3 protein-coding genes and 1 pseudogene are annotated in these 3,911 nt (G+C 73.5%); 2 read left to right on the plus strand and 2 right to left on the minus strand.

Annotation, left to right across the window (positions count from 1 at the left end; translation table 11 throughout):
- A pseudogene (locus tag GTY56_RS22515) lies at positions 1-493 on the minus strand (hypothetical protein); the annotation flags it as partial.
- On the opposite strand from GTY56_RS22515, the gene GTY56_RS22520 reads away from it, so the two are divergent.
- Positions 483-707, plus strand: coding sequence for a hypothetical protein (locus GTY56_RS22520; RefSeq protein WP_161367144.1), 225 nt, complete (start codon positions 483-485; stop codon positions 705-707). The pseudogene GTY56_RS22515 and the gene GTY56_RS22520 overlap by 11 nt on opposite strands.
- Here the strand turns inward: GTY56_RS22520 and GTY56_RS22525 are convergent.
- Entirely contained in the window at positions 697-1,908 is a 1,212-nt protein-coding gene (locus GTY56_RS22525) for a transglycosylase family protein (protein ID WP_161367145.1), read from the minus strand. The genes GTY56_RS22520 and GTY56_RS22525 overlap by 11 nt on opposite strands.
- A 350-nt stretch (positions 1,909-2,258) precedes the next feature.
- Here GTY56_RS22525 and gnd point away from each other — a divergent pair, with 350 nt between their 5' ends.
- Positions 2,259-3,698 (plus strand): NADP-dependent phosphogluconate dehydrogenase, encoded by a 1,440-nt coding sequence (gnd, locus tag GTY56_RS22530; RefSeq protein ID WP_161367146.1) that lies wholly within the window; start codon positions 2,259-2,261, stop codon positions 3,696-3,698.
- Positions 3,699-3,911: the final 213 nt, after the last annotated feature.

A 3,911-nucleotide genomic window follows, 5' to 3' on the forward strand; every position in this document is an offset into this window, starting at 1 on the left:
CTGCCGGGGCGCAGGCCGGGCCGGGCACGGCGGACGTGCCGGCAGGGCAGCCGGTGGTGACGGCGGCGGTACTCGTGCCGGGGCCGGGCGCACCGGCCGCGGTGATCGTGCCGAGGGCGGGCGCTGCGGCGGGTGTGCGGGTGCCGGAGCCTGCGGCTGCGGCTGCGGCTGCGGCTGCGGCTGCGGCTGCGGCGACGATGCCGGTGCACGGGGCGGAATCATCGGCCGCGGTGGCCGTGCCAGGACGGGGCGCACGGGCCGCGGTGACCGTGCCACGGCCGGACACGCCGGCCGCCGCACGCGCACCACGGCTGGAAGCGGCGGGCGTGGGCGTGCCGGAGCCGGTGGTTTCGACGGCGGTGCTCGTGCCTGAAACGGCCGCACCGGCCGCGGTACTCGCGTCCGGCCCGCAGGCGGCCTCTTCGGTTCCCGTGCCGGAGACACCGGCCGCCTTGCTCGCGCCGCGACCGGAGGAGGCGACGGTGCTGCTCACGGCGGAGACGGTGGCAGCAGCCGCCGTCCCGGACACACCGGCCGCCGTGTTCGTGCCGGGGGCCGGCGGGGCGGATGCCTCGTACGAGAGCGGGGAGTCGTCGGGGGCGGCGGCCTCCGACGACGATCGCCCGTTCTCCTATGTGCCCTTCTACGGCATCCCGTACGTCCCGCTGCCCGTGATCGACCGGCACCGCGTGCGGGTCAGATCCTGACGCCGCCGGCCCGGAGGTACGCCACCGGGTCGACGTCCGAGCCGAACCCGGGCCCCGTCCGCACTTCGAAGTGCAGATGCGGGCCCGAGCTGTTGCCGGTGGAGCCGGAACGGCCGATGCGCTGGCCGGCGCTCACCGACTGCCCGTCCCGCACGGAGATCGCGGAGAGGTGGGCGTACTGGCTGTAGCGGCCGTCGGTGTGCCGGACCACGACCTGGTAGCCGTACGAGCCGCCCCACCCGGCGCTGACGACGCTTCCCGAGGCGACCGACTTGACCGTCGTGCCGGTGGGCACGGGGAAGTCGATGCCGGTGTGGTAGCCCTTCGACCAGGAGGATCCGGCTTTGCGGTAGGGCGTCCCCAGGGAGGCGTTGACGGGGGCGACGAATCCCTGCCGGGTGGCCGTGGACCGGTCGGCGCGCTCCCTGCTCTCCTCGTTGACCCGCTCCTTCGGCCGCTCCTTGGCGCGGTCCTGGGCCGGCTTCTTCGTCGCGGGCTTGGCCGACGGCGCCGGCCTGTGCTCGGGCCGTGTCTTCGTGGCGCCCTCGCCGCGCAGCGCCAGGCGCTGGCCGGGCACGATCAGATCGGGGTCGGACCCGATGGCCGCGCGGTTGGCGGCGTACAGGCCCCGCCAGCCGCCCCGGACGTCCTGGTCGTCCGCGATGCGGGAGAGGGTGTCGCCGCGAACCACGGTGTACATCTCGGCGTTGCCCGCCCGGGACTGCGGCGTGGACTGCGGCCGTACGTCCTCGATGGAGGTCTTCTTCTTCGCGTCCTTCCGCTGCGTGCGCTCGGAGCCCGGCCGGATGTCGGGCTCGCCGCCGCCCCGGGTCAGTCCGGCCCGCTTGGAGCAGACCGGCCAGGCGCCCGGACCCTGCCCGTCGAGGACCTTCTCCGCGACGGCGATCTGCTGGTCCTTGCTCGCGAGGTCCGCGCGGGCCGCGTAGGCCCGTCCGCCGTAGGCCTCCCAGGTGGACTGGGTGAACTGCAGTCCGCCGTAGAAGCCGTTGCCGGAGTTGATGCTCCAGTTGTTGGTGGACTCGCAGGCGGCGACCTTGTTCCAGGTGTCCACGTCCGCCGCCTGCGCGGCGCCGGTGCCCATGAAAGGCAGTGCCATGCCCGCGCCGCCCGCCGTGACAGTGAGCGAGGCGCGGTTGATCCTGTTCGGCTGATACCGGCGGTGCCGGCCGCGTACGGCCATCGAAAGCCCCCCTAGACATGCGTCAGGAGGGGCAAAAGTAAGCGCTGCGAACCGGCCAGAACAAGACGGCTTTTCGCCGCCCGGGAGTCCAAATGGCCGGTATGAGGCCCCTGTTGCGCGACGCGCGCCACGGCGGTGCACCGTGCGCGGCACACCGTGCGCCGGTGCGCCGCGCGCGGGGCGCACCCGCCGGCTGAGTGCGACGGGGCTCTCGTCCGTATCAGCCTGCGCGACGCCGTGCGACCCGGGCGTGCGGACGAAGTAGCGGCACGTCAGGATGGTCGACGGGGGATGCCTGCGGGCACCTCCCACCGGCAGCACCGATACCGAGGTCTTTAGGAGCGAACCGAATGAGCAGTACAGCGCAGATCGGCGTCACGGGTCTCGCGGTCATGGGCCGCAACCTCGCCCGCAACTTCGCCCGCAACGGCTACACGGTCGCGGTGCACAACCGGACGCCCGCGCGCATGCACGCCCTGGTGGAGGAGTTCGGCGGCGAGGGGGAGTTCGTCGCGTGCGAGAGCGCCAAGGACTTCGTGGCTGCGCTGGAGCGGCCGCGGCGGCTGGTCGTGATGGTGAAGGCCGGTGAGCCGACGGACGCGGTGATCCAGGAGTTCGCACCCCTGCTGGAGCCCGGCGACATGATCATCGACGGTGGCAACGCGCACTTCGCCGACACCCGGCGCCGCGAGCGCGACCTGCGTGAGCAGGGCATCCACTTCGTCGGCATGGGCGTCTCCGGCGGTGAGGAGGGCGCGCTGAACGGCCCGAGCATCATGCCGGGCGGCCCGAGCGAGTCCTACGACTCGCTGGGTCCGATGCTGGAGAAGATCTCGGCTAAGGCGGCGGACGGCTCGCCGTGCGTCTCCCACGTCGGTCCGGACGGTGCCGGGCACTTCGTGAAGATGGTGCACAACGGCATCGAGTACGCGGACATGCAGCTCATCGGCGAGGCGTACCAGCTGCTGCGGGACGTCGCCGGCTACTCCCCCGCCGAGATCGCGGAGATCTTCCGCACCTGGAACCGGGGCCGTCTCGACTCCTACCTGATCGAGATCACGGCCGAGGTGCTGTCGCACGTCGACGCGGAGACGGGCAAGCCGTTCGTGGACGTGGTGGTGGACCAGGCCGAGCAGAAGGGCACCGGCCGCTGGACCGTGCAGATCGCGCTGGACCTGGGTGTGCCGGTGTCCGGTATCGCCGAGGCCGTGTTCGCGCGGTCGCTGTCGGGTCACGCGGCCCTGCGGGAGGCCTCGCGCGGGCTGGCCGGCCCGAAGGCGAAGCCGCTGAGCGAGGCGGAGGCCCGGGCGTTCGCCGACCGGGTGGAGCAGGCGCTGTACGCGTCGAAGATCGTGTCGTACACGCAGGGCTTCCACGAGATCGACGCCGCCCGTGGCGAGTACGGCTGGGACATCGACCTCGGTGCGGTGTCCGCGCTGTGGCGGGGCGGCTGCATCATCCGCGCGGCGTTCCTGGACCGGATCCGGGCCGCGTACGACGCCCGTCCCGACCTGCCGAGCCTGCTGTCGGACGCGACGTTCGCGCAGGAGATCGCGGACGCCCAGGACGACTGGCGTGAGGTGCTGGTCGCCGCGACCCGCCAGGGTGTGCCGACGCCCGGTTTCGCCGCGGCCCTCGCCTACTACGACGCCCTGCGCGCGGAGCGGCTGCCGGCGGCGCTGACGCAGGGGCAGCGGGACTACTTCGGTGCGCACACCTACCGCAGGGTGGACCGGGACGGGTCGTTCCACACGCTGTGGGGCGGGGACCGGTCGGAGACCTCCGCGTAGGCGCTGCCGCTGACGCTGACGGACGTGTACGGGGCGGTGGACGGCAGGATGTGCCGTCCACCGCCCCGTTCGTGTGCCCGGGTCAGGACAGTGGAGGTCCGGGCTCGGGGCTCGGTACCGGCTCCGGTCCCGGGGGGATCGGGGACGGGTCGGGGCCCGGCACGGGGTCGGGGCCCGGGGGCGGCGGCGGGGTCGGGCCCGGGGGCGGAGTGG

The organism is Streptomyces sp. SID5643, assembly GCF_009872555.1.
In the GTDB taxonomy this organism is placed as follows: Bacteria; Actinomycetota; Actinomycetes; order Streptomycetales; family Streptomycetaceae; genus Streptomyces; species Streptomyces iakyrus.